Annotated in this window: 24 protein-coding genes and 1 pseudogene; 9 read left to right on the forward strand and 16 right to left on the reverse strand. The window is 64.6% G+C overall.

The window, feature by feature from the left end; all coding sequences use genetic code 11:
- Nucleotides 1–27 precede the first annotated feature (27 nt).
- From ASD04_RS10255 to htpX, 8 genes are all read right to left on the reverse strand, one after another.
- Nucleotides 28–333 carry a hypothetical protein gene (locus ASD04_RS10255; RefSeq protein WP_056256100.1) on the reverse strand — a complete coding sequence of 102 codons (306 nt, stop codon included), beginning with the start codon at nucleotides 331–333 and terminating at the stop codon, nucleotides 28–30.
- 154 nt (nucleotides 334–487) lie between these two features.
- Nucleotides 488–916 carry a metallopeptidase family protein gene (locus ASD04_RS10260; protein ID WP_056256103.1) on the reverse strand — a complete coding sequence of 143 codons (429 nt, stop codon included), beginning with the start codon at nucleotides 914–916 and terminating at the stop codon, nucleotides 488–490.
- Nucleotides 907–2,313, reverse strand: a complete 1,407-nt coding sequence (leuC, locus tag ASD04_RS10265) for a 3-isopropylmalate dehydratase large subunit (RefSeq protein WP_056256106.1) — start codon at nucleotides 2,311–2,313, stop codon at nucleotides 907–909. The genes ASD04_RS10260 and leuC overlap by 10 nt, the downstream gene beginning before the upstream one ends.
- Nucleotides 2,314–2,407: 94 nt before the next feature.
- Nucleotides 2,408–3,748, reverse strand: coding sequence for an oligosaccharide flippase family protein (locus ASD04_RS10270; protein WP_156461198.1), 1,341 nt, complete (start codon nucleotides 3,746–3,748; stop codon nucleotides 2,408–2,410).
- A gap of 150 nt (nucleotides 3,749–3,898) precedes the next feature.
- Complete coding sequence (gene purH / locus ASD04_RS10275) at nucleotides 3,899–5,485, reverse strand: bifunctional phosphoribosylaminoimidazolecarboxamide formyltransferase/IMP cyclohydrolase (protein WP_056256118.1); 1,587 nt, start codon at nucleotides 5,483–5,485, stop codon at nucleotides 3,899–3,901.
- A 143-nt stretch (nucleotides 5,486–5,628) separates the two neighbouring features.
- Nucleotides 5,629–7,224: a heparinase II/III family protein gene (locus ASD04_RS10280; RefSeq protein WP_056256120.1), complete on the reverse strand. Its 1,596-nt coding sequence runs from the start codon at nucleotides 7,222–7,224 to the stop codon at nucleotides 5,629–5,631.
- A 113-nt stretch (nucleotides 7,225–7,337) separates the two neighbouring features.
- Nucleotides 7,338–8,639 carry an RsmB/NOP family class I SAM-dependent RNA methyltransferase gene (locus ASD04_RS10285; protein ID WP_056256123.1) on the reverse strand — a complete coding sequence of 434 codons (1,302 nt, stop codon included), beginning with the start codon at nucleotides 8,637–8,639 and terminating at the stop codon, nucleotides 7,338–7,340.
- Nucleotides 8,640–8,648: 9 nt separating this feature from the next.
- A complete protein-coding gene (gene htpX, locus ASD04_RS10290; protein WP_056256126.1) occupies nucleotides 8,649–9,632 on the reverse strand; it encodes a zinc metalloprotease HtpX in 984 nt (327 codons plus the stop codon).
- A gap of 94 nt (nucleotides 9,633–9,726) precedes the next feature.
- Between htpX and ASD04_RS10295 the strand changes: the two genes are divergently transcribed.
- The gene (locus tag ASD04_RS10295; protein ID WP_056256128.1) at nucleotides 9,727–9,930 is read left to right on the forward strand and encodes a DUF1674 domain-containing protein; all 204 of its coding nucleotides are present in this window, start codon (nucleotides 9,727–9,729) and stop codon (nucleotides 9,928–9,930) included.
- A gap of 127 nt (nucleotides 9,931–10,057) precedes the next feature.
- Here ASD04_RS10295 and ASD04_RS10300 read toward each other — a convergent pair whose 3' ends face one another.
- From ASD04_RS10300 to ccmA, 5 genes are all read right to left on the reverse strand, one after another.
- Entirely contained in the window at nucleotides 10,058–10,588 is a 531-nt protein-coding gene (locus ASD04_RS10300) for a DsbE family thiol:disulfide interchange protein (RefSeq protein ID WP_056256132.1), read from the reverse strand.
- Nucleotides 10,588–10,731: a heme exporter protein CcmD gene (gene ccmD / locus ASD04_RS19150; protein ID WP_082531137.1), complete on the reverse strand. Its 144-nt coding sequence runs from the start codon at nucleotides 10,729–10,731 to the stop codon at nucleotides 10,588–10,590. Before ccmD ends, ASD04_RS10300 begins: the two co-directional genes overlap by 1 nt.
- The gene (locus ASD04_RS10305; protein ID WP_056256134.1) at nucleotides 10,728–11,489 is read right to left on the reverse strand and encodes a heme ABC transporter permease; all 762 of its coding nucleotides are present in this window, start codon (nucleotides 11,487–11,489) and stop codon (nucleotides 10,728–10,730) included. The genes ccmD and ASD04_RS10305 overlap by 4 nt, the downstream gene beginning before the upstream one ends.
- A 97-nt stretch (nucleotides 11,490–11,586) precedes the next feature.
- Complete coding sequence (gene ccmB, locus ASD04_RS10310; RefSeq protein WP_056256137.1) at nucleotides 11,587–12,240, reverse strand: heme exporter protein CcmB; 654 nt, start codon at nucleotides 12,238–12,240, stop codon at nucleotides 11,587–11,589.
- A complete protein-coding gene (ccmA, locus tag ASD04_RS10315; RefSeq protein ID WP_082531138.1) occupies nucleotides 12,237–12,872 on the reverse strand; it encodes a heme ABC exporter ATP-binding protein CcmA in 636 nt (211 codons plus the stop codon). The genes ccmB and ccmA overlap by 4 nt, the downstream gene beginning before the upstream one ends.
- Before the next feature lie 171 nt (nucleotides 12,873–13,043).
- Between ccmA and acnA the strand changes: the two genes are divergently transcribed.
- Complete coding sequence (acnA, locus tag ASD04_RS10320; protein ID WP_056256139.1) at nucleotides 13,044–15,716, forward strand: aconitate hydratase AcnA; 2,673 nt, start codon at nucleotides 13,044–13,046, stop codon at nucleotides 15,714–15,716.
- 68 nt (nucleotides 15,717–15,784) lie between these two features.
- Here the strand turns inward: acnA and ASD04_RS10325 are convergent.
- Nucleotides 15,785–15,952: pseudogene (locus tag ASD04_RS10325) on the reverse strand (helix-turn-helix domain-containing protein); the annotation flags it as partial.
- Between the two features lie 196 nt (nucleotides 15,953–16,148).
- Here ASD04_RS10325 and ASD04_RS10330 point away from each other — a divergent pair.
- The 3 genes from ASD04_RS10330 (at nucleotide 16,149) to ASD04_RS10340 (ending at nucleotide 18,084) form a co-directional block, all read left to right on the forward strand.
- Nucleotides 16,149–16,889, forward strand: a complete 741-nt coding sequence (locus tag ASD04_RS10330; protein ID WP_056256143.1) for a DUF1223 domain-containing protein — start codon at nucleotides 16,149–16,151, stop codon at nucleotides 16,887–16,889.
- Nucleotides 16,890–17,266: 377 nt separating this feature from the next.
- Nucleotides 17,267–17,614, forward strand: a complete 348-nt coding sequence (locus ASD04_RS10335) for a DUF2794 domain-containing protein (RefSeq protein WP_056256584.1) — start codon at nucleotides 17,267–17,269, stop codon at nucleotides 17,612–17,614.
- 41 nt (nucleotides 17,615–17,655) lie between these two features.
- Nucleotides 17,656–18,084 (forward strand): GNAT family N-acetyltransferase, encoded by a 429-nt coding sequence (locus ASD04_RS10340; RefSeq protein WP_056256145.1) that lies wholly within the window; start codon nucleotides 17,656–17,658, stop codon nucleotides 18,082–18,084.
- On the opposite strand, the gene ASD04_RS10345 is transcribed toward ASD04_RS10340, so the two are convergent.
- Together ASD04_RS10345 and ASD04_RS10350 are read right to left on the reverse strand one after the other, a co-directional pair.
- Nucleotides 18,081–18,581, reverse strand: coding sequence for a GNAT family N-acetyltransferase (locus ASD04_RS10345; protein WP_056256147.1), 501 nt, complete (start codon nucleotides 18,579–18,581; stop codon nucleotides 18,081–18,083). The genes ASD04_RS10340 and ASD04_RS10345 overlap by 4 nt on opposite strands.
- A 103-nt stretch (nucleotides 18,582–18,684) precedes the next feature.
- A complete protein-coding gene (locus tag ASD04_RS10350) occupies nucleotides 18,685–19,455 on the reverse strand; it encodes a Bax inhibitor-1/YccA family protein (RefSeq protein ID WP_056256150.1) in 771 nt (256 codons plus the stop codon).
- 202 nt (nucleotides 19,456–19,657) lie between these two features.
- Between ASD04_RS10350 and thpR the strand changes: the two genes are divergently transcribed.
- The 4 genes from thpR (at nucleotide 19,658) to rlmN (ending at nucleotide 22,939) form a co-directional block, all read left to right on the forward strand.
- Nucleotides 19,658–20,197, forward strand: a complete 540-nt coding sequence (thpR, locus tag ASD04_RS10355) for an RNA 2',3'-cyclic phosphodiesterase (protein ID WP_056256153.1) — start codon at nucleotides 19,658–19,660, stop codon at nucleotides 20,195–20,197.
- A gap of 236 nt (nucleotides 20,198–20,433) precedes the next feature.
- Nucleotides 20,434–20,955, forward strand: coding sequence for an invasion associated locus B family protein (locus tag ASD04_RS10360; protein WP_056256156.1), 522 nt, complete (start codon nucleotides 20,434–20,436; stop codon nucleotides 20,953–20,955).
- Nucleotides 20,956–21,043: 88 nt separating this feature from the next.
- Nucleotides 21,044–21,547: an invasion associated locus B family protein gene (locus tag ASD04_RS10365; protein ID WP_056256158.1), complete on the forward strand. Its 504-nt coding sequence runs from the start codon at nucleotides 21,044–21,046 to the stop codon at nucleotides 21,545–21,547.
- Nucleotides 21,548–21,730: 183 nt separating this feature from the next.
- Entirely contained in the window at nucleotides 21,731–22,939 is a 1,209-nt protein-coding gene (gene rlmN, locus ASD04_RS10370) for a 23S rRNA (adenine(2503)-C(2))-methyltransferase RlmN (RefSeq protein ID WP_156461199.1), read from the forward strand.
- The last annotated feature ends 1 nt before the right edge of the window (nucleotide 22,940 follow it).

Below are 22,940 nucleotides of genomic sequence, written 5' to 3' on the forward strand. Positions count from 1 at the left end.
AGATGCCGTCCGCGGGGTGAAGCAGGCTCAGTTGCTGGCCGGCAGCGCGTTGAGGCCGCCCTCATAGAGGTGCATGGTGGCTTCGATGTCTTCGATATGCATGGCCAGGCCCTGCTCGACCGCTTCCACCTGGCGGCGCAGCAGGTCGCGGCGGGAGATCAGCTCGAAGCGTTCGCTTTCGAGTTCCTTGAGCGCGAGGTCGATTCGGTCGCGGTGGGTTGCCAGGCGCTGCACCATGGGAGCGGCCTGCTTGGTCGCTTCCTGGACAACGGCTTCCATCTGCTCGATCTCGGGCTGTACAATCTTGAGGGTGGTTTTGGACCGTATGGTCATTTCGGTGATTCCACATCTTGGTTGCGCCTGCGCTGACTCGACTGGCCGATCGCCAGCGGGAGCGCAGTGGGCCCACTAATAGCCTGTGGCGCGATAATCCCAAGATTTACCGTTGGTTTACCTTAACGGCGGCCGGCCGGCGCAGCAGCATCGCCTAGCCGTGGTCGGCGGCTGCTTCAATGGCTTCCATGTCTTCGTCTGAAAAGCCGAAATGGTGCCCCAGTTCATGCACAAGAACATGGGTGACGATTTCGCCCAGCGTGTTGTCGTCATTCTCGGCCCAATAGTCGAGAATAGCCCGGCGATAGAGGAAAACGGTGTTCGGCAACTGCCCGGTCTGCGGCATGGCGCCGTCCTCGGTCATGCCGATGCCGGAAAACAGCCCCATCAGCTCGAACGGGCTCTCCATGCCGAAGCCTTCGAGGACGTCGTCCTCGGCAAATTCGGCCACCGAGCAGGTGACGTCCGAGGCCAGCGACCTGAAGGGCTCGGGCAGTTCCTTGAGGGCGGCCGTCGCCAGTGCCTCGATATCGTCGAGGGTGGGCGCGAAGCGCGAACCCCAGTCGGCGCCGCTTACTGCCACTCGCGGATGTCGACGAAATGGCCGGCAATCGCGGCGGCGGTGGCCATGGCGGGCGACACCAGATGGGTGCGGCCCTTGAAGCCCTGGCGGCCTTCGAAATTTCGGTTGGAGGTCGAGGCGCAGCGCTCCTGCGGCTTGAGCTTGTCCGGGTTCATGGCCAGGCACATCGAGCAACCCGGTTCACGCCATTCAAAGCCGGCATCCTTGAAGATCACGTCGAGACCTTCGGCCTCGGCCTGGTCCTTGACCAGCCCCGAACCGGGCACGACCATGGCATTGACACCGGCGGCCACCTTGCGGCCGCCGATCACGGCGGCAGCGGCGCGCAGATCCTCGATACGGCCATTGGTGCAGGAGCCGACAAAGACGCGCTCCACCGGGATGTCGGTGATCCTGGTGCCGGGCTTGAGACCCATATAGTCGAGGGCCCGCCACTTGGAGGCGCGCTTGTTCTCGTCCTCGATATCGTCGGGATTGGGCACGATGCCGGTCACCGAGACCACGTCTTCCGGCGAAGAGCCCCAGGAGACGATGGGGGGCAGCTTGGCGGCGTCGAGCACGACGACCTTGTCGTAGACAGCGCCCTCGTCGGTATAGAGCGTCTTCCAGTAGTCCAGCGCCATGTCCCAGGCCTTGCCCGTCGGGGCGCGATTGCGGCCCTTCACATAGTTGAAGGTGGTCTCGTCGGGCGCGATCAGGCCGGCGCGGGCGCCGCCTTCGATAGTCATGTTGCAGACCGTCATGCGGCCTTCCATGGAGAGCGAGCGGATGGCTTCGCCGGCAAATTCGATGACATGGCCATTGCCGCCGGCAGTGCCGATTTCGCCGATGATGGCGAGAATGATGTCCTTGGCGGTGACATGGGGGGGCAGTTGCCCATCCACACGCACCAGCATGTTCTTGGCCTTCTGCTGGATCAGCGTCTGGGTGGCGAGAACATGTTCCACTTCCGACGTGCCGATGCCGTGCGCCAGCGCGCCGAAGGCACCGTGCGTCGAGGTATGGCTGTCGCCGCAGACGATGGTCATGCCGGGCAGGGTGAAGCCCTGTTCCGGGCCGACGATGTGCACGATGCCCTGGCGCTTGTCGAAGGGGTCGAAATATTCGATGCCGAAATCCCTGGTATTCTCGGCCAGAGCGGCGATCTGGATGGCGCTTTCGGGGTCCGGATTGGGCAGCGAGCGGTCGGTGGTGGGCACGTTGTGGTCGACCACGGCCAGGGTGCGCTCGGGGTGGCGCACCTTGCGGTTGTTCATGCGCAGGCCTTCGAAGGCCTGCGGGCTCGTGACTTCGTGGACGAGGTGCCGGTCGATATAGAGCAGCGAGGTCCCGTCCTCGTTGTTCTGCACCAGATGGTCGTCCCAGATCTTGTCGTAGAGCGTGCGGGCCTTGGTCATAGCGGTATTCCGGCAGGGGGGAAGTTTGGAGTGGTTCTAAGCCGGGAAGGGCTTGCCGGTCAAGCAGAACCGTACTCATGGGTACGGTTCTGGGTCAGCTCGCGTGGCGGATAGAAAAAGCGCCAAGCAGGCTGGTATCGAGCCCGATGCGCCACCGGCACCACAGGGCGATGGCCAGCTGGGCCACGATGCGCGCGCCCATATTGGCGGCGGCGGCCCCGACAATGCCGAAGGCGGGGATGACGGCGATCTGCACCAGGAAGCCGAGCCCCATGATGATGCCGAAAATGCCGACATAGGCGCGCTCGTGGCCGGTCATCATCATGACGATCTTGGATGGCCCGGTGGCGGCGTCGAACAGCAGGCCGAAGGCCAGCAGCACCAGCACCAGCGTTCCTTCGGCATAGGCGGGTCCGAACAAGCTCAGTATCCAGTCGCCCCAGCCGACGAAGATGGCGAAGATCACCAGCGAGAACAGGAAGCCACCGCCGGCCGCGAGCGCCGTGATGGCCTGGGCCTGGCGCATCTGGCCCGCATGATAGTGCTGCGCCACCATGGGCGCGATGACCAGCTCGATGGCGAAGGTGAAAAGCGTCATCAGCCCGGCGGTCCGGAAGGCGTTGAAATAGACGCCCGAGCTTTCGAGGTCGAGCATCAGCCCGACCAGGATCACGTCGGCATTGAGCGCGGCGGTTTCGATCAGGGCGCCCAGCATCAGCCAGCGGCTGATGCCGCCCCAGCGGCTCCAATAGGCCTTGAGGGCCGCAATGCCGGGGGCGAGTACATAGCTGGTGCGCCCGGCCTGCCAGAATTGCAGCGCCAGCATGCCCGACAGCAGGGCCGCCGACAGCACCAGCGCATCGGGGCCGCTGAGCACGATCCCGGTGGCAAACAGGCCCAATACGGCCGCCGGCAATGCCAGCCGCCACAGGATGTCGCGCGGCACCAGCGCGGTCCACAGCGAGCCCTGGGCGCGCAGGGCCGAGGAATTGTATTCGGCCAGCGCCATGGGCAATACGAGGAAGGCTGCGCCATAGAAGTGGCTGGCCGTATCGTCGAAGGTGACGAATTGCAGGGTGATAAAGACGGTGACGGCAAGCCCCAGGCTGGCGGCGAGGCCGGCCAGAATGGTCAGCATCGCGCCGGAGCGGACGGCGGCGATTGCGGCGTCCTGCTGCCCGGCCACGGTTTCCTGCGGCCACAGCCGGAGGATGGCCATGGGCTGGCCGACGCCGGCGGCAATGGCCAGCACGGTGGCTATGGCCAGCCCGAATGCGAAGTGGCCGTATTCGTCCGGGCTCATGGTGCGCGAAAGCGCGACATAGGTGAGATAGGTGAGGCCGGCTGTCGCTATCTTGATGCCGAGCGAGCCAACCGAGCGCCACAGGCCGGTATGCAGCAAAGCTGACAGATCGGAGGGTATGGGTAGCCGCATGGAATGCCTCGAAATGGCGGTTCTTGCACCGCCACGACCAAGGGCAATCTGGCACGCCAACCTTAGGAAGCTCTTACCTGACAGGCCTCATACATATTACGGATTGGTAAGGTTGACCTAGCTCAGGTGAGGATGAGGTCTACCGGGCCATCAGTGCCGGAAGTGGCGCATGCCGGTCATCACCATGGCGATGCCGGCGGCGTCGGCGGCGGCGATGACCTCGTCGTCGCGCATCGAGCCGCCCGGCTGGATCACCGCGGTCGCACCGGCCGCGACCAGCGCTTCCAGCCCATCGGCGAAGGGGAAGAAGGCGTCGGAGGCGGCGACCGAACCCTGGGTCAGGGCGCCCTCGATGCCGGCGGCCCTGGCGGCGTCGATCGACTTGCGGTGGGCGGTGAGGGCGGAATCGACCCGCGACATCTGTCCGGCGCCGATGCCCGCGGTGGCGCCTGACTTCACATAGACGATGGCGTTGGATTTGACATGCTTGGCCACCTTGGCGGCGAGGCGCAGGTCGGCCATTTCGGCTGCGGTCGGCTGGCGCCTGGTGACGACCTTGAGATCACAGTCATCGACATTGCGGTTGTCGCGGCTTTGCACCAGCAGGCCCCCGGCCACCGATTTCACCATGAGGCCGTCGGCCTTGGGATCGGCAATGCCGCCGGTCAGCAGCAGGCGCAGGTTCTTCTTGGCGGCAATGATGGCCTGGGCTTCCGGCGTCGCCGAAGGGGCCACGATCACCTCGGTAAACACCTTGACGATCTCGATGGCGGTCCTGGCGTCGATCTCCCTGTTGGTGGCGACGATGCCGCCAAAGGCCGAGACGGGATCAGTGCGCAGGGCGTTCTGATAGGCGACCAGCAGGTCATTGGCCACGGCAACGCCGCAGGGATTGGCATGCTTGATGATAGCGACGGCGGCGACCTGGGCCGGGTCGAATTCGGAGACCAGCTCGAAGGCGGCGTCGGTGTCGTTGATATTGTTGTAGGACAAGGTCTTGCCCTGCACCTGGGTCGCGGTGGCGACGCCGGGGCGGTCTTCGCCATTGGCATAAAAGCCGGCCCATTGATGCGGGTTTTCGCCATAGCGCATGACTTCGCGCAAGCTGCCGGCAAAGCTGCGATAGGGAATTTCGGGGTAGTCGATGGCCTTGGCGAACCAGGTCGAAATGGCGCTGTCATAGGCGGCGGTGCGGGCATAGGCCTTGGCCGCCAGCTGCTGACGTAGCTCATAGGGCACGCCGCCGGTCTGGGTGATGGCGGCCAGGATGGCCGGATAGTCGGCCGGATCGACGACGACGGTCACATAGGCGTGGTTCTTGGCGGCGGAGCGGACCATGGCCGGCCCGCCGATATCGATATTCTCGATGATGTCGTCATAGGAGGCGCCCGAAGCGACGGTCTTCTCGAACGGGTAGAGGTTGACGGCGACGAGGTCGATGGCGCCGATCGCATGCTCTGCCATCGAGGCGGCGTGATCGGGTTTGTCGCGGACGGCAAGCAGGCCGCCATGCACCTTGGGATGCAGGGTCTTGACGCGGCCATCCATCATTTCGGGAAAGCCGGTGAGGTCGGCGATCTCGCGCACCGGGAGCCCGGCATCGCTGATCAGCTTATGGGTGCCGCCGGTGGAGACCAGTTCCACGCCGGCGGCGCTCAAACCTCGGGCGAAGTCGGCCATGCCGGTTTTGTCGAATACCGAAAGCAGCGCCCGCCCGACCTTGACCGTCTTGCTCATGAGGATTTTTGCCCGTTGCTGTGATTTGTGCGCTCGCTAGCACGAAGTTTCCGCTGCGTCATCCCCGCGAAAGCGGGGATCTCCCTTGTGAGCGCTGAAAGGGGGATTCCCGCTTTCGCGGGAATGACGCCATGCAAGAACAGTCAGCCCTGCTCCAGCGTGAAAATCCACGCCACTTCCGCTTCGGCGGCGACATCGGCTTCGAGCACCAGCTGCCTTGTCTTGTGGAAGCCGAGATAGGCCGATTGGCGCACGCTTTCCTCTTCGCGGAACTGTGCGCCCTCCCAGAGGAAGCTCCAGACCGCGCCGTTGGGCAGCACCAGCCGCACGATGCCTTCGCCGCGATTGCGGCGCACCATGATGCCGGGTGCAAGATGGAAGCGAAGCGCCAGCAGGCCTGCAGGCATGCCCGTGCCAATCATGCGATCCTGCCCGACCAGCGTCGTGCCGCCCGAGAGCAGCGTCAGGCGCCGTTCGAGGGCGACGCCGAAGCGCTTGGCATAGCTGTCGGTGGCCAGCGTCAGCAGATGGTCGGCCGGATCGAGCGCGATGGTTGGCGTGCCGCCGCTGGCGTCCTCGGCATCGATGGTGGGGCCGGAATGGGCCACGCCCTGGCGGAACAGGGCCTTGCTGTCGGGCAGGTCCGACGGGGCCGGGCCACACGAGCCCAGGATCAGCTCGCTGCCATGGGAGAATTCGAAAGCCAGGGCGCTGGCATGGAGGTCTCCCGCCAGCCCCGGAGGGGGCACCAGGCCGGAATCGGCGATCACTACGGCGTCGCCATCGCGCAAAATGCCATAGCCGCCCAGCAGCATGGAGCGCTGCCGGCGACCCGGGCCGTTGGCCTGGATGGCGATCAGCACATCATGGGGCAGGTGGCCGCAGCCATTGAAATAGGCCGGTTCGCCACTGGAGAGCGTCAATGCGTCGAGGCTTTCATGCATGCGGTCGATCTGGGCGCCCAGTTCGTTGCCGGCCTCCGATTTCACCCCGGCGGCGATGCGGCGGATGCTGACGAGATCGACCAGCAACTGCAATTGCAGCCGCGCATTGCGGGCATTGTGGAAGCCCCCGGCGTCGAGCTGGCTGGCCAGTAGGGTATTGAGCTGTTCGACCCGCCGCGGCACGTCGGTCCGGTCGTCCTGCTCGCAATGTTCCGCTCCGAGCAGGGCGATGGCGGCGAACAGGGCGTCGGCGGGGTCGCTGGCCAAGGGTCCCCGCACCTTGAGGCTCTGAATCTGCGCGCCCAGCACGCGCTGCACGGTCCTGGCCTCGGGTTGCGTGGCGCCATCAAGCAGCAAGGGCAGGTGGCGCAACCAGTTGAGCACGCGCTGGGCGGTGAGGGCGGGGGCCCAGGTATCGTGCTGGAACTGGCCCTCGCGGCCAATCCAGTCGAGCACCAGCATGCGGGCAAAACGGCGTTCGCCGGGGTCGCGCACATCGCGGAAATGGCGGAGCCAGGAAAAGCCGTGCAGGTTGAGCCACCAGTCGACATGGTCGACATCGAGGCTGAAGGGCGAAGCGCCACCGGTTTCGATGAGCTTGCTGGCGAGCAGGTAGCGGCCCGCCATCATGTCGCGCACCGCTTCGCGGTCGGCAGGGCGGAATTCGGGCAGTTCGCCGGCAAAGGCGTCATCGGCCAGCCCGCGCCAGGTCCAGCGCAGGATGGGCAGAGTCACCACCGTATCGGCCAGGCCGAGGGCGAAACGGCGCAGGACATGGAGCAGCGGCGGCGTCATCAGCACACCTGCTCCCGCCGTGCGGCACCCGCCAGCGTTGCCTCGTCAATGCCTCTCAACGACCCACTACCTTGCCCTGGCACCGCCACAGCAGGCGCCATCATCTTGTTTTTTCAACGGCGGCGGAAGCGCGCCACGAAGAACCCGTCCATGCCGCCCTCGCGTCCGCCCGGTGACATGCCCGGATGAGTGCGCACCAGGCCGCGCTTTGTCACGGCGCCTTCGAGTCCGGGCAGTTCGGCCGGCGTCACCGGCCAGAGGTCCAGCCCCGGCAGGGCATCGAGCGCCCATTCGACCTGGCCTTCGCCTTCCGCCGGCTCCAGTGAGCAGACGCAATAGACGAGCACACCGCCCGCATCAAGGCAGCGGAAGGCATTGGTGAGCAGTGCCCGCTGCAACCGTACCCTTCCGGCAACATCGCCGGTGGAGCGATGCCAGATCACCTCGGGGTGGCGGCGGAAGGTGCCGGTGGCCGAGCAGGGCGCATCGAGCAGCACGCCGGCATAGGGCGAGGCCGGCGCATAATTGCCGGCATCGGCGACCACGGTTTCGGCCGTATAGTGGAGCCGGGCCAGGTTTTCCTTGAGCCGTTCCATGCGGCCGGCGTCGCTGTCGAGCGCGGTGACGGCATAGCCGGCCTTGATGAGCTGTGCGGTCTTGCCGCCCGGCGCGGCACAGAGATCGAGCACGCGGCCGCCGGGCTTGGCGCCGAGCAGGCGCGCCGGAATGGCGGACGCGGCGTCCTGGACCCACCAGAGACCCTCGGCAAAGCCGGGCAGGGCTTCCACGGGCCGGTCGCGCTGGTCGATGCGCACGGTGTCGGCCATGACGGGTTCGGCGCCGAGCGAGGCGACAAGATCTGCATCATCGCTCTTGAGCGTCAGGTCGAGCGGGGCACCTGCCAGCAAGGCGGTCGAGAAGCCATCGATAGCCTCTTCGCCATAGGCCTGGAGCCAGGTGTCGCCGAAAGTGTCGGGGATCAGCAGGTCGTCGCTGAGCATGCCATATTTGGCCGAATTGGCCTGGGCGTTGCGAAGCACGGCATTCGTCAGCCCGCTGAGATGGCGCGCCTTGGGGTCGCGCTTGGTGGCTTCCACCGCCAGGAACAGCGCGCTGTGTGCCCCAAGGTCGGGCAGGAACACCAGTTGCGCCAGCGACAGGCGCAGCACGGCTTCGAAACTGCCCGATTTGCCGGGCATGCCTTTGTCGAGCAGCGCGTGAATGATGAAATTGAGCTGGCCCTGCCGGCGCAGGGCCGTGGTGATCAGCCGGTTGGCCAGCGCCCGGTCGCGGCCATCGGCCAGATCGGTCGCGGTCAGCGGCGAGAAATTATCGCCAGCCAGCACCGATTTCAGCCGCTGCGCGGCAACGAGGCGGAGCTTGAGCCCCGCCGGATCAGGTTTGTTCTGCGCCACGCTTGTTCTTCATCCCCAGGGACCGCGTTGTCCGCCATCCTCGTCGGTCCGTCCGACGGTCGGCACGCGCCAGCCGCCGCCGATGTCGCGACCGGTCGAAACCGGGGCAGGGCGAGGCTGAGGCCTGCGGCCCTTATCGTCCACCTGCATGCTGGCTGCAAGCTTGCGCAGGGCTTCGATGCGATTGGCCGTGTCAGGATGGGTTGAAAACAGGTTGTCCATGCGCTGCCCGGAAAGGGGATTGATGATATACATATGGGCCATGGCCGGGTTGCGCTCGGCCGCGATATTGACCTGACGGCCGGCGAGACCGGCGATCTTCTGCAGCGCCGAAGCCAGGGCCAGCGGATCGCCCGATATCTCGGCGCCATCCCGGTCGGCCTCGTATTCGCGGGTGCGGCTCACGGCCATCTGCACCAGCATGGCGGCGACGGGCGCGAGGAACACCATCAGCAGCGCGCCGATGCCGCCGAGTGGATTGTCCCGGTTATTGCCGCCGCCGAAGAACAGGCCGAACTGCGCCAGGGCCGAAATGGCGCCGGCAAAGGTGGCGGTAATGGTCATGGTGAGGGTATCGCGGCTGCGGATATGGGCCAGCTCATGGGAAATCACTGCCGCGACTTCGTGGGTTTCGAGATGCTTGAGCAGCCCGGCCGAGACGGCAACGGCGGCGTTCTGCGGATTGCGGCCGGTGGCGAAGGCATTGGGCTGCTCGGACTGGATGAGGTAGACCTTGGGCGTGGGAATGCCGGCCTTGCGCGCGAGGATATCGACCATGTCGTAGAGCTCGGGCACGCGGGAGCGTTCCACCGGCACGGCATTCTGCATGCGCAACACCAGCTTGTCGGAATTCCAGTAGCCGAAGAGATTGGTTACCAGGGCGAAGCCGAAGGCGATCATCATGCCCGAGGTGCCGCCGATGAAATAGCCGACGGTCATGAACAGCGCGGTCAGCGCGGCGAGCAGGACGGTGGTGCGAAACGCATTGAACATCAGGAGCCCTTGGGTTCGAGTTCTCGGGCAATTATGTTGGGTACACAGAGGTTCCATGCAAGCGGCATGACCAAAACGTAATCCGGATGCGAAGATGAGCGACGAAGAGACTGTGGAAGATGCGCCACGCCCACCCCTGAGCCAAGCGGCCAAGCGGGCGCTGGCCGAGGCGAAAGCCCGCCGGGCCGAGATCGATGGCAAGGGGGCTTTTGCACCGAAAGAGCAGGGCGGGCGCGGCGGGCTCGAGCCGGGACGCTATGGCGACTGGGAGATCAAGGGGCTGACCAGCGACTTTTGACCAACCACGATGTCATCCCGGCGCAGGCCGGGATCCATCCTGAGGTATCTCCACGTCCGCGACGGGCCAGTCATCTCAAGATGGATTCTGGCCTGCGCCGGAATGACACCGAGAATATATATGGGTTTCAGCGCGCCTTCTCGATCGCCGGCAATAGCTCCGTCTCAACCGCTTCCGGCGTCAATGGGCCGACATGCTTGAAGGTGATGACGCCCTGGGCATCGACCACGAAGGTTTCCGGCACGCCGTAGACGCCCCAGTCGATGGAAACGCGGCGGTCCCGGTCGGCGCCGACCGCGTCGTAGGGGTTGCCCAGTTCGGCGAGGAAGGCGCGGGCGTTTTCCGGGGCGTCGGACTGGTTGATGCCGAAGAGGCGGACGCCGCTGATATCCTTGAGCGCCACCAGCAACGGATGCTCGTCGCGGCAGGGAATGCACCAGGAGGCAAAGACATTGACCACGGTGACTTCGCCCTTGAGGCTTGCTGTATCAAAGCCCGGCACGCCCAGGTCGGGCACTGCTTCCATGGCAAAGCCGGGGGCAGGCTTGTCGATCAGCACCGAGCGCACCAGCCCCGGATCGCGGTCGATGGAGAAGGCGAAGACGGCGACAAGCGCGATGAGCGCGACCAGCGGCAGGCCGAAAAGGACATAGCGCATCAGCGGCGGGCTTCCAGCGCCGCGAGCTTTTTCGCGGTGGTGCGGGCATCGTACAGCGTCCAGCCTATGAGCCCGGCGACGCCGAGGGCGACGCCGATATAGGCCCAGACGATGAAGACGGCATGGGGTCCGAGGTCGATCATGCACTCTCTCCCTGCGCGGCCCTGCGCTGCAAGGTCATCACCCGGCGGCGCTTGACCTCGGTATGCATGGCCTTGAGCTGCAGCGTGAGGAACAGGAAGGTGAAGGCGAAGAACATGACGAAAAGCGGGGTCAGGATGGAGCCCGGCATTTTCGGACCATCCGCCCGGAAGACGCTGGCCGGCTGGTGCAGGGTGCTCCACCAATCGACCGAAAACTTGATGATCGGGATGTTGACTGCGCCGATCAGGGTGAAGACGGCGATGACGCGGGCGGCGCGCAACTGGTCGTCGAAGGCGCGCCACAGCGCGACGATGCCGAGATAGATGAACAGCAGGACCAGCGTGGAGGTCATGCGGCCGTCCCATTCCCAGAACGTGCCCCAGGTCGGGCGGCCCCAGAGCGAGCCGGTGAAGAGGGCAAGGGCGGTGAACAGGGCGCCCAGCGGGGCGGCCGCTTTCATCGAGACGTCGGCCATGGGATGGCGCCAGACCAGCGTGCCCAGCGCCGAAACGGCCATCACGCCATAGACGAACTGGCTGAGCCAGGCATTGGGAACATGGACATACATGATGCGCACGGTATCGCCCATCTGGTAGTCCGCGGGCGAGTTGAAGAAGGCGAAATAGAGCCCCCCCACGAACAGCAAAGCGGTGAGGATGGTCAGCGGCCACAGCAGGGGTTTCGTCCAGATGACGAATTGCCCCGGATGGGCGATCCGGCTCCACCAGCTCTGCTTGGATGTGGTGTCTATGCTCATCAACTCGGTGCTTCGGAATTGCAGGTCATGTCTTTCACCGACCGTGTCATTCCCGTGAAAGCGGGAATGACGCCGTGAAGGCGTTACGCGACAATGCCTAATCTTCGGCCGAGCTTATCGCAAGGGCGGCGGCAAAGGGAGCCAGGGCCACCGCCATGAGGCTCAATGCCGCAAGAAACAGCATGGCGGCGGCGGATTGGGGGGCGGTGATGCTGCCGGTCCCGAAGATCAGCACGGGAATCGAGAGCGGCGCGATGAGGATGGGGGCGATCAGTCCGCCCCGTCTTATCGCCACGGTCACCGCGGCTCCCACGGCGCCGAAGGCGGCCAGAGCGGGGGTGCCGACCAGCAGCGAAACCAGCATGCGCCAGAAGGTCGGCTCGTCCATGGCCAGCAGCATGGCGAGGAAGGGCGAGGCGACGATCAGCGGCAGCGCGGCGACCAGCCAGTGCGCAATCAATTTTGCGGCAATGGTGGCGCTTAGCGGGAGGTGGGCATGCCGCAGCAGGATCAGCGAGCCATCCTCGTGGTCGGGGCGGAACAGCCGGTCGAGCCCGAGCAGCATGGCGAGGAAGGCCGATATCCAGACGATGCCGGGGGCGATGCGGGCCAGCAATGCACGATCGGGGCCCACCGCGAAGGGCACGATGGCGCCGACGATGACGAAGAACAGCACCAGCGTCAGCACATCGCCGCCGCCGCGCAGAGCCAGGCGCAGTTCGCGCCTCAGCATGGCCCGGAAAGCGGTCATGGCCGGGCCCCCAGTACCATTGTTTCCATGCAGGCGGGGTCGGGCAGGGTAATGGGGTCGTGCGTCGCCGCGACGGCGATGCCGCCCATGGCCAGATGCCGCTCGATCAGCCGGGTCACCAGCTCGTGGCCTTCGCTGTCGAGCGCCGCGGTGGGCTCGTCCAGCAGCCAGAGCGGGCGCAGGCTGACCAGCAGCCGGGCCAAGGCAAGCCGCCGCGACTGGCCGGCCGAGAGATAGCCGGCATCGAGGGTGCCGAGACGACCCAGCCCGACCTCATCCAGGGCCCCGGCCACGGCCATGCCGGTGGCGCCATTGACCGCGGCCCAGAAGCCGAGATTTTCGGCCACGGTCAGCCGGGATTTGACCGCGTTGCGGTGGCCGCAATAGTGCAGGTTCGGGCCAGTTTCCGCGTCGGCGCCTTCGAGGGCGAAAGAACCCTCGAGCGGCGCGACGATGCCGGCCAGCGTCAGCAGCAAGGTGGTCTTGCCCGATCCATTGGGTCCGCGCAGCAGCAGGCAACGTCCGGGGCCCACCGCCAAGGTCAGGTCATGGGTCAGCGCCATGCCGCCGCGTCCGCAAACGAGGCCGGCGGCGCGCAGGGTCAGCGGGGGGAAGACTTGCCTTGACGTCATGACCCCTTCTCGTATTGAACCCAAGGTCACACTGGCAAGCCCATTCGTCTTTCTCTATAAGCCCTGATAGATTGGAGTCATTCCAGGAAAGGCAGCGCTGTCGAGCGGTTTTCGGGTGGTTTGCCCGGACCGGCGCGCCTGCCGCAACCGAACAAGATTAGGGCGGAAACCATGGCCTCGGTAAACAGCTTCAAGTCGAAATCGACCCTTGTGGTCGGCGGCAAGACCTACACCTATTATTCGATCCTGCAGGCCGAGAAGAATGGCCTCAAGGGCGTCTCGGCGCTGCCCCATTCGATGAAGGTGGTGCTGGAAAACCTGCTGCGCTTCGAGGACAACCGCACGGTTACCAAGGCCGATATCGAGGCGGTGGCCACCTGGCTCGTTTCCCGCACTTCGGAACACGAAATCTCGTATCGCCCGGCTCGCGTGCTGATGCAGGACTTTACCGGCGTGCCCGCCGTCGTGGACCTTGCCGCCATGCGCGATGCCACCGCCAAGCTCGGCGCCGATCCGCAGAAGATCAATCCGCTGGTGCCGGTCGACCTGGTCATCGACCATTCGGTCATGGTCGACAGCTTCGGCACGGCCCTGTCCTTCGGGCAGAATGTCGAGCTCGAATATGAGCGCAATGGCGAGCGCTACGAGTTCCTGCGCTGGGGCCAATCGGCCTTCGACAATTTCCGCGTCGTGCCCCCCGGCACCGGCATCTGCCATCAGGTCAATCTCGAATATCTGGCCCAGACCGTTTGGACCAAGGACGAGAATGGCGAGACCGTCGCCTATCCCGATACGCTGGTCGGCACCGACTCGCACACCACCATGGTCAACGGCATGGCCGTTTTGGGCTGGGGCGTGGGCGGCATCGAGGCCGAGGCCGCCATGCTGGGCCAGCCGATCACCATGCTGATCCCCGAAGTCGTGGGTTTCAAGCTCACCGGCAAGATCAATGAAGGCATTACCGCCACCGACCTGGTTCTCACGGTCACCGAAATGCTGCGCAAGAAGGGCGTGGTCGGCAAGTTCGTCGAATTCTACGGGCCGGGCCTCGACTATCTCAGCCTGGAAGACCAGGCGACCATTGCCAATATGGCGCCCGAATATGGCGCCACGTGCGGCTATTTCCCGGTCGATGCCGATACGCTGAAATACCTGACCACGTCGGGCCGCGATCCGCAGCGCGTGGCGCTGGTGGAAGCCTATTCCAAGGCGCAGGGCATGTTCCGCGAGACCAATTCGGCCGATCCGGTCTTTACTTCGACGCTCGAACTCGATCTCACCACCGTCGTTCCCTCGATCTCGGGCCCCAAGCGTCCGCAGGACCGTATCGCGCTCGACAATGCCAAGTCGGCGTTCGCAGCCGCCCTGCCCAAGGAATTCGGCAAGACTGATGACCCCAAGGTTGCCGTGGACGGCACCGACTATGCCATCGGTCATGGGGACGTGGTGATTGCCGCCATCACCTCCTGCACCAATACGTCCAATCCCTCGGTGCTGGTTGCCGCCGGCCTCGTCGCGCGCAAGGCGCGGGCCCTGGGCCTCGACAGCAAGCCCTGGGTCAAGACCTCGCTGGCGCCCGGTTCGCAGGTGGTCACCGACTACCTGACTTCGGCGGGCCTGCAGGATGATCTCGATGCCATCGGCTTCAACCTGGTCGGCTATGGTTGCACCACCTGCATCGGCAATTCGGGCCCGCTGCCGGCAGAAATCTCCAAGGCCGTGCAATCGGGCGATCTCGTCGCCGCGTCGGTGCTGTCGGGCAACCGCAATTTCGAAGGCCGGGTGAATCCGGATGTGAAGGCGAACTTCCTCGCTTCCCCGCCGCTGGTCGTCGCCTATGCCCTGGCCGGCTCGATGAAGATCGACATCACCAAGGAGCCGCTCGGCACCAGCAAGGATGGCAAGCCGGTTTACCTCAAGGATATCTGGCCTTCCAATCACGAGGTCGCCGAGATCGTGCGCAAGCACGTCACCAAGGAAATGTTCCAGGGCCGCTATTCGGACGTCTTCAAGGGCGACACCAACTGGCAGAACATCGTCATCGAGGGCGGCCAGACCTATGGCTGGAACGCGTCGTCGACCTATGTGCAGAACCCGCCCTATTTCGAGGGCATGTCGATGGAACCCAAGCCGGTCACCAATGTCGAAAAGGCCAAGGTGCTGGCCCTGTTCCTCGATTCGATCACCACAGACCACATCTCCCCGGCCGGTTCGTTCAAGGCCTCGACGCCTGCCGGCAAGTATCTGGAAGAACGCCAGGTCGCCCCACGCGACTTCAACTCCTACGGCGCCCGCCGCGGCAATCATGAAGTCATGATGCGCGGTACTTTCGCCAATATCCGCATCAAGAACCAGATGCTTGATGGCGTCGAGGGTGGCTATACCAAGGGCCCCGATGGCAGCCAGATGGCGATCTATGATGCAGCCATGGCCTACCAGGCCGCCGGCACGCCGCTGGTGATTTTCGCCGGCAAGGAATATGGCACGGGCTCCAGCCGTGACTGGGCGGCCAAGGGCACCAACCTGCTCGGCGTGCGCGCCGTGATCGCCCAGAGCTTCGAGCGCATCCACCGCTCGAACCTGGTCGGCATGGGCGTCATCCCGCTGCAGTTCAAGGATGGCGAGAGCTGGCAGACGCTGGGTCTCGACGGCACCGAGACGGTGGACATCGAAGGGGTCACCGAGATCGCGCCGCGCGCCAAGGTGACCGTCAAGATCACCCGTGCCGATGGCTCGGTGGTCAATGTGGAAACGCTGTGCCGCATCGATACGGCCAACGAGCTCGACTATTACAAGCATGGCGGCATCCTGCACTACGTGCTTCGCAGCCTGGTCGCGGCGTAACCGCCCGAATCATGAATGCAAAAGGCCCCGCATGCGGGGCCTTTTCTTTGCGGTCCTGGCGGTGCGGTTCAGGGAATGGCGAAGCCGCGTTCGGAATAGTCGCGCAGCTTGTTGCGCAAGGTGCGGATCGAAATGCCCAGGATAAAGGCGGCGTGGGTGCGGTTCCCCTCGGTCTGCCGCAAGGTGGCGAGAATCAGATTCAGTTCGACGTCGGCGACGGCTAATCCCACCAGAGCCTCGGCGGCCGAGATATCGGGATTGAAGTCCTGCATGTCACATCACTTTCTGAGCCCCCAAGTCCTGCTCAGAATACCCTCAGCATTCCCCCCAATGGTTAACCAAAGATAAATATCACGCAGTGGGACGGCAAATGCCGTCTCTCACCCTCTTTTGACTGGCGGGGTTCGGCTGGCCCGGCTTACAACCTTGCCCATGATTTCAAGACCCCTGCTTGGCCCCGCCCTCGGCATTGTCGCGCTCGCCACCCTGGTCCATCCGGCCGGGGCCGAGAGCATGCGCGCGCGCCCCAAAGCGGTGGTGGAGCTGTTCACCAGCCAGGGTTGCGCCCAGTGCCCGCCCGCCGATGCGCTGCTGACGGGGCTGGCCGAGGAAGGCGACGTGGTGGCGCTGGCCTATCACGTCGACTACTGGGACTATGTGGGCTGGGAAGACACGTTCGGCGACCAGGATTATTCGGACCGCCAGCGCGCCTATGCCAAGAGCTGGGGCTCGTCGCGCATCTATACGCCGCAGATGGTGGTCAACGGCGCCAAGGGCGTGGTCGGTTCGCGCCGCAGCGAGGTGCATGGCGCGCTCGATGGCGTCGCCGCCCTGCCGCTGGCGGTCGAAATTTCCCGCGATGGCGACATGCTCAAGGTGGCCATTCCGCCCGATCGCACCCTCGGGGATGCGGTCGTCTGGATGGTCAGCTATCTCGACCGGGCGGATGTGACCATCGAGAAGGGCGAAAATGCCGGCAAGTCCATGGTCTATACGCAGGTGGTGACCGGGCGCCAGGCGCTGGGCATGTGGGAAAGCGCCACCGGCGCCGATCTCAAGCTGCCGCTGCCCGAACTGCTCAGCGCAGGCAGCACCGGCATCGCGGTGATCGTGCAGCAGGAGCGCAACGGGCTGCCCGGCCCCATTCTGGGCGCGGCGACCTACGAGCGCTAGAGCATGTCTGCCAAAAGTGGCCTGGGTTCTGGGGGCAAAGACAAAAACAGGTCCTGTCCGGCACAAAAAAGTCCCGCCCCTGGGGGCAGGGACGGGAAGGTCTGACTGGTCAACTCAATATAGGGCGGCTGGCACCCAGGCTTCTGGGTTTGGGGGCTCGGTCGGCCCGGATGCCAGCCACTGGAGGCAATGATGGGACGATGCCGGACCATTCTGGCGCGTTCACGGACAAACTGTGACCGAATTGGGGTTTTTGCGTCCTGCCATCTCGCGCTTGCATCCGCCCGCAAATCCCGCAATCATGACAGTATGTTGACACGGAGTTGATCCGACCGGTGCAGGGCCGCACGCCGAACGACAAGACCGTCAGTCTTTCGCTGGTCCATGCCGGCGATGCGCCATTGAGCCCGGCGCCTGCCAGGATCCCCGCCATCGTCGCCTTTGACCGCAGGGAATTGCAGCTGATCCTCAGCGTCTATGGCCGCAAGGTCGGGCTGGGGGAGTGGCGCGACTATGCCATGGACTTTTTGCGCGAGCGGGCAGTGTTTTCCATCTATGCCCGCATGTCGGAGCGGCCGCTCTTCATCGTGGAAAAGACGCCACGCCTGCGCAACCGGCAGGGACAATATGCGGTGACCAACCAGCAGGGCCGCATTCTCAAGCGCGGCCACGACCTGGCTCTGGTGCTGCGCGTGCTCGATCCGAAACTGGCGGTGGTGGGGTGAACCCCGTCATCCGCCCGGCAAGGGAAGCGGATGTGCCTGATATGAGCCGGGTCCTGATCGCTTCCATCACCGAGCTTTGCGCTGCCGACCACGAAAACAGGCCTGAACGGCTGGCATCCTGGACGGCCAACAAGACGCCGGATGGCGTAAAGGCCATGTTTGCTCAGCCCGGACTGTCGCTGCTGGTAGGAGAGCTGGATGGCCAGGTCGTGGCGGTCGGCGCGACAATCCCGGCCAAGGGGGAGATCGCGCTCAACTATGTCGATCCGGCTGCGCGCTTCCGCGGTGTCAGCAAGGCACTGCTGTCGGCGATGGAATACGGGTTGCTGCGGCAAAGCGTGGCCGAGGCTCGCCTCACCAGCACGATCACGGCGCGCGCCTTCTACCATGCTGCCGGCTGGATCGACGATGACGCCAGGGTGGCCTGCCAGGGTGGCGAGGGCTATCGGATGCGCAAGCGGCTCGCCTAGAGCGCCAGCTGCATATGCACGATGTCGAGCCAGCGGTCGAACTTGAAGCCGAGGGCTTCGTGGCGGCCGATATGGCGGAAGCCGAGCTTTTCATGCAGGCGGATCGAGCCGGTGCCTTCGGCGGTGATGACGGCGATCATCTGCTTGAAGCCGAAGGCGCGGGACTGGCTGATGACTTCGCCCAGCATGGCTGAGCCGAGGCCGCGGCCCTGCGCGTCGGGCGCGCAATAGACCGAGTTCTCGCAGGTGAAACGGTAGGCCGGGCGGGGCCGGTAGACGGAGGCATAGCTATAGCCGAGCAGGGCGCCATCATTGCCCTCCGCCATGACAATTGGATGTCCGAGAGCGAGAATGTGCCCGAATTTTTCGGCCATGAAATCCTCGCCAGGTGCCTCCAGGTCGAAAGTAGCAACCGAGTTGTACACGTAGTGCCGGTAGATCGCGGTGATGGCTGGCACGTCGGACCACTGGAAGGGGCGCAGGCGATGATCGGGCACGGCGAAGTTCCGGGGCAAAGAAAAGGACCGCAACCCTTTTAGGCTGCGGCCCCCGATATCGTCCAACCAAATTGCTTGATCGCTCGATCAAGGCTTCCGTTGCTTACTCGCGATTGCCGAACAGGCGGAGCAGCATCAGGAACAGGTTGATGAAGTCGAGATAGAGGCTCAGGGCGCCCATGATGGCGCCCTTGGCCAGCACGTCGGCGCCGAAGGACTCCGAGTAGCCTTCCTTGATCTTCTGCGTGTCGTAGGCGGTGAGGCCCACGAAGATCAGCACGCCGACCGCCGAGATGGCGAATTCGAGCATGGAGGACTGCATGAAGATATTGACCACCGAGGCGATGATCAGGCCGATCAGGCCCATCATCAGGAAGCTGCCCATCTGGGTCAGGTCACGCTTGGTGGTGTAACCATAAAGGCTCATGGCACCGAAGGTCGCGGCAGTGATGAAGAACACCTTGGCGATCGAGGCGTCGGTATAGACCAGGAAGATGGAGCTCAGCGACACGCCCATGATGGCGGCAAAGGCCCAGAAAACACCCTGTGCGGCCGGCACGGAGAGCTTGTTGATGCCGAAGCTCAGCACCAGCACGAAGGCCAGCGGAGCGAGCATCACCACCCATTGCAGCGGGCTTGCATAGAGCAGGTAGCCCCACTGGGTGACCAGCTGGCCATTGGCGAGCTGGCCGACGGCGGCGTTCGGATCAGTGGTGATGGCGGCGGCGGCGGCGAACCAGGCGGCAAGCCCGGTCACAACCAGGCCGACCCCCATGTAATTGTAGACGCGCAGCATGTAACTGCGCAGGCCCTCGTCCACGGCCAAGGCCGAGCCGGCCCGCGCACCGAGGGTCTGACGGTCATATTCAGCCATAGTCGGTTTCCTTTCCCAATTGACGCGGTCTCTTCTACCGCCGGTGGGCATTGGTTGCCACTTGATGATGCAATATGGATGCGGGACCAGTTGTTTACAAGTGATCTCGCCGGGCTGCGACGAATGGGCTGGCCACGGGTTTGGTCTGTGTTACGGTCGAGGTCGAATCGCGTGTTGAAATCCTGATGAAGAGGAGGGCCCCATGCCCCGGCTCTTTACCGGCCTCGAAATACCGGCCGATGTTGGATTTGCGCTTTCCCTCAAGCGCGGAGGCCTTGCCGGCGCCCGCTGGATCGATGCGGAAAACTATCACATTACCTTGAGATTCATCGGCGATGTCGATCATCAGACCGCCGACGAGGTGGCCGACAGCCTCGACCGGCTGTCCAATTCGCTGCGCTTTTCGGTGCGGCTGACCCATCTGGGCAGCTTTGGCGGCGACAAGCCGCGGGCGCTCTATGCCGGGGTGGAGCCGAGCGAGCAGCTGAGCCGCCTGCAGGCCGCGCAGGAGCGGGTGTTGCAGCGGGCCGGCCTGCCGCCCGACGGGCGAAAATTCGTGCCGCATGTGTCGCTGGCGCGATTGCGCGGCTGCAGTGCCGCCGAACTGGCCCGCTTCATGGCCGAGGCCGGCCGCTTCGAGCCGCTGAGTTTCCCCATCGGCCGCTTTGTGCTGTTTTCGAGCAAGGATTCGGTGGGCGGCGGCCCCTATGTGGTGGAACAGAGCTATCCCTTGGCTGCGTAAGCGTGCTGCTGGCGGCCCGATCACAGTCTTGCCGCCATCAACACATTGTTAACCCTGACGGCGCAAACCGGAAGCAGCGCGGCCCGGCCCGTCAAATTGCCGCCGTGATTGACTCGCAGTTGAAGCAAATGCACGCGAACGTGGCGGCGTTTGACTTTCTGGTAACCATGTCTGGGGCAGAGTTTGCGGGCAGCTCACCCCAGAATGGGATCTTCGAGACAAAGGATGAATTGGCGATGACGACGAAAACCGGTGGCCTTGCACTCGGGCTCGCGGTCGGCGCGATCATAGCTCTGGCGCCTGCCGCGCAGGCACAGCAGGCGACCGAGCTCGGCACTTTCAACGCCTGGACCGCCTGGCAGGCGACGGACGCGTCCGGCATGATCTGCTATGTTTCGGCGACGCCGCAGGCCAGCGAACCGGCCGGCGCCAACCGCGATCCGATCCACTTCATGATCATCCACCGCAAGGGCATGGGCACCAAGAACGAGGTGCAGACCATTATCGGCTATCCGTTCAACACGACCGATGCCAAGGCCAGCGCCACGGTCGACGGCAAGGCCTATCCCATGGTCACCGAAGGTTCGGCCGCCTGGCTGGCTTCCACCGGCGACGAAGGCGGGTTCGTGCAGGCCTTCAAGGCGGGCAGCAGCCTCGTCATTCGTGGCACCAGCCAGCGCGGCACCAATACGGTCGATACCTATTCGCTCTCGGGCGCGACCGCGGCGATGAACGCCATCGACGCCGCCTGCAAGTGATTTTTGGGTTGCTCCGCCGGGGCAATCAGCCATATCTGAGGCGACGGGCCGGCAAGGCCCGCGCCTTTTTCGCTTCCAAGAGGCCCTGATGTCCAAGTTCGCCGTGGCGCTCGCCCTTGTTGCCAGTCTTCTCCTCACCGGCGCAGCCAGCGCCCAGCAGGTGCGCATGCTCGGTGAGCATCGCGCCTGGTCGAGCTACGCGGCTAATGACGCGGCCGGCCCGGTCTGCTTTGCCATGACCAAGCCGGAAAGCGTCACGCCGACGCCCGACGGCTATAGCCAGGCCTATATCTACATCACCAACCGTCCCGCCGAGAACGTCACCACCGAATTCAACCTGGTGGCCGGCTTCGCCTTCCAGCCCGACAGCAAGGCCACGGTCAGCGTCGGCGGGCAGACTTTCAACCTGTTCACGCAGAACGATGCGGCCTGGCTCGACGATGCCGGCCAGTCGGCGGCCTTGGCCAGCGCCATCCGCGCCGGTTCGAGCATGGTGGTCGAGGGTACGACCGCCGCCGGCATCAAGGTGACGCAGACCTATTCGCTCTCGGGCGCCACGGCGGCGCAGCAGTCGATCGGAAGCGGCTGCTGACGCGTGCCGCAACCGCGAAGCGTCATCCTTCGGGCCTGATCCGAGGACACTGCGCTTAACGACGATCCGGCTTATAGGCGCACTCCGTGCAAAGCTCCCTCCCGAGACGGTGACTTTGCGAAAACTCCGCCCATATGCTATTGGCCGCGCCAATCCCGCATCTTCCGGACCTTTCGCCACGCCATGAGCATTGCGCTGAACCTTGACCATTCGACTGCCCTCCGCCCCCAGGCGGCCAGCCGGCCGTCGCTGATCGGCCTCAGCAAGCCCCAGCTCGCCGAGGCGCTGACCACAGCGGGGATCGCGTCGGACAAGGAAGCGCGCATGCGCGCCAGCCAGTTGTGGAACTGGCTCTATGTCAACGGCACTACCGATTTCGAGCGCATGACCAATGTGGCCAAGCCGGTGCGGCAGAAGCTCAGCGATACCTTCATTCTCGACCGCCCGGAAATCGTCACCGAGCAGGTGTCGACCGACGGCACGCGCAAATGGCTGTTCCGCTTCCGCGATCCGGCCAATCCCAACTATCCGCCGGTGGAAGTGGAAACCGTCTACATCCCCGAGCAGGATCGCGGGACGCTCTGTGTCTCGTCCCAGGTGGGCTGCACGCTCACCTGCTCGTTCTGTCATACCGGCACGCAAAAGCTGGTGCGCAATCTCACGGCTGGGGAAATCCTCGGCCAGGTGCTGATGGCGCGCGAGCGGCTGGGGGATTTCCCCGGCGGTGTGCGGCCGGACGACGGCGGGCTCGTGCCGAATGGCGACACGCGCGCCATCACCAATATCGTGATGATGGGCATGGGCGAGCCGCTCTACAATTACGACAACGTCAAGCAGGCCTTGCTCATCGCCTCGGCCGGCGACGGCATGAGCCTTTCCAAGCGGCGCATCACGCTCTCGACCTCGGGCGTCGTGCCGTTCATCGAGCCGACCGGGCGCGAGATCGACGTCATGCTGGCCATATCCCTCCATGCGACCAACAACGATCTGCGCGACGTGCTGGTGCCGATCAACAAGAAGTGGCCGCTCGAGGAATTGCTCGAAGCCTGCCGCAATTATCCGGGCCTCAGCAATGCCCGCCGCATCACCTTCGAATATGTGATGCTGGACGGCATCAACGACAGCGATGCCGAAGCCCGCGAACTGGTGCGGCTGCTGGCCGGCATTCCGGCCAAGATCAACCTCATCCCGTTCAACCCCTGGCCCGGCGCCAATTACGGCACCTCGCCCTCCTCGCGCATCGAACGCTTCGCCGACATCGTCAACAAGGCGGGTTATGCCAGCCCCGTCCGCACCCCGCGCGGCCGGGATATCTTTGCCGCATGTGGCCAGCTCAAGAGCGAGAGCGAGCGGCTGACGAAGAAGGACAGGGACGCGCTGGCCGGGGTTTAGG

It is taken from the genome of Devosia sp. Root436 (assembly GCF_001426345.1).
In the GTDB taxonomy this organism is placed as follows: domain Bacteria; phylum Pseudomonadota; class Alphaproteobacteria; order Rhizobiales; family Devosiaceae; genus Devosia.

Bases quoted from the DNA above. Each gene is read 5' to 3' on its own strand.
- ASD04_RS10295 (WP_056256128.1), top strand. From the start codon at position 9,727: ATGAGCGACGAAGAGACTGTGGAAGATGCGCCACGCCCACCCCTGAGC.
- ccmD (WP_082531137.1), bottom strand. From the start codon at position 10,731: ATGATCGACCTCGGACCCCATGCCGTCTTCATCGTCTGGGCCTATATC.
- ccmA (WP_082531138.1), bottom strand. From the start codon at position 12,872: ATGACGTCAAGGCAAGTCTTCCCCCCGCTGACCCTGCGCGCCGCCGGC.
- ASD04_RS10270 (WP_156461198.1), bottom strand. From the start codon at position 3,748: ATGCGGCTACCCATACCCTCCGATCTGTCAGCTTTGCTGCATACCGGC.
- rlmN (WP_156461199.1), top strand. From the start codon at position 21,731: ATGAGCATTGCGCTGAACCTTGACCATTCGACTGCCCTCCGCCCCCAG.
- ccmB (WP_056256137.1), bottom strand. From the start codon at position 12,240: ATGACCGCTTTCCGGGCCATGCTGAGGCGCGAACTGCGCCTGGCTCTG.
- ASD04_RS10280 (WP_056256120.1), bottom strand. From the start codon at position 7,224: ATGACGCCGCCGCTGCTCCATGTCCTGCGCCGTTTCGCCCTCGGCCTG.
- ASD04_RS10350 (WP_056256150.1), bottom strand. From the start codon at position 19,455: ATGGCTGAATATGACCGTCAGACCCTCGGTGCGCGGGCCGGCTCGGCC.
- ASD04_RS10255 (WP_056256100.1), bottom strand. From the start codon at position 333: ATGACCATACGGTCCAAAACCACCCTCAAGATTGTACAGCCCGAGATC.
- ASD04_RS10305 (WP_056256134.1), bottom strand. From the start codon at position 11,489: ATGAGCATAGACACCACATCCAAGCAGAGCTGGTGGAGCCGGATCGCC.
- ASD04_RS10360 (WP_056256156.1), top strand. From the start codon at position 20,434: ATGACGACGAAAACCGGTGGCCTTGCACTCGGGCTCGCGGTCGGCGCG.
- ASD04_RS10330 (WP_056256143.1), top strand. From the start codon at position 16,149: ATGATTTCAAGACCCCTGCTTGGCCCCGCCCTCGGCATTGTCGCGCTC.
- ASD04_RS10300 (WP_056256132.1), bottom strand. From the start codon at position 10,588: ATGCGCTATGTCCTTTTCGGCCTGCCGCTGGTCGCGCTCATCGCGCTT.
- acnA (WP_056256139.1), top strand. From the start codon at position 13,044: ATGGCCTCGGTAAACAGCTTCAAGTCGAAATCGACCCTTGTGGTCGGC.
- ASD04_RS10365 (WP_056256158.1), top strand. From the start codon at position 21,044: ATGTCCAAGTTCGCCGTGGCGCTCGCCCTTGTTGCCAGTCTTCTCCTC.
- htpX (WP_056256126.1), bottom strand. From the start codon at position 9,632: ATGTTCAATGCGTTTCGCACCACCGTCCTGCTCGCCGCGCTGACCGCG.
- thpR (WP_056256153.1), top strand. From the start codon at position 19,658: ATGCCCCGGCTCTTTACCGGCCTCGAAATACCGGCCGATGTTGGATTT.
- purH (WP_056256118.1), bottom strand. From the start codon at position 5,485: ATGAGCAAGACGGTCAAGGTCGGGCGGGCGCTGCTTTCGGTATTCGAC.
- leuC (WP_056256106.1), bottom strand. From the start codon at position 2,313: ATGACCAAGGCCCGCACGCTCTACGACAAGATCTGGGACGACCATCTG.
- ASD04_RS10340 (WP_056256145.1), top strand. From the start codon at position 17,656: ATGAGCCGGGTCCTGATCGCTTCCATCACCGAGCTTTGCGCTGCCGAC.